The sequence below is a fragment of the Shewanella sp. T24-MNA-CIBAN-0130 genome, assembly GCF_040310185.1.
In the GTDB taxonomy this organism is placed as follows: domain Bacteria; phylum Pseudomonadota; class Gammaproteobacteria; order Enterobacterales; family Shewanellaceae; genus Shewanella; species Shewanella psychromarinicola.
Genome location: NZ_JBEOPP010000472.1, coordinates 1 through 248, shown reverse-complemented (window position 1 = coordinate 248; position 248 = coordinate 1). Strand labels below are relative to the sequence as shown.

Here is a 248-nt window from a genome sequence, read left to right as displayed (position 1 = left end):
CCCTTTAGCTCCACAGTATAACTACCAGGTTGTAATTGTTCACTGATATTGACAACTCTCGCCCCACTAGACATCAAACCTATTTGCTTGTTGTTTATCCAAAGAGCAAATTTATCATCTGCATTATTGCCATTATCTCCAAATCTAATATCGACCCTATTTTCAAGAAGCGTAAAAGGGATAATTTTAAATTCTGTATTTCTTTTAACTGTAACGCTACCTGTTTTTGCATTTTCTGGAGCTATTAG

At 35.1% G+C, this 248-nt stretch carries 1 protein-coding gene; it reads right to left on the bottom strand.

The features are described from left to right. Window positions 1-248: hypothetical protein (locus AAEZ02_RS23170; RefSeq protein WP_351125527.1), on the bottom strand; the 248-nt coding region annotated here is incomplete at both ends.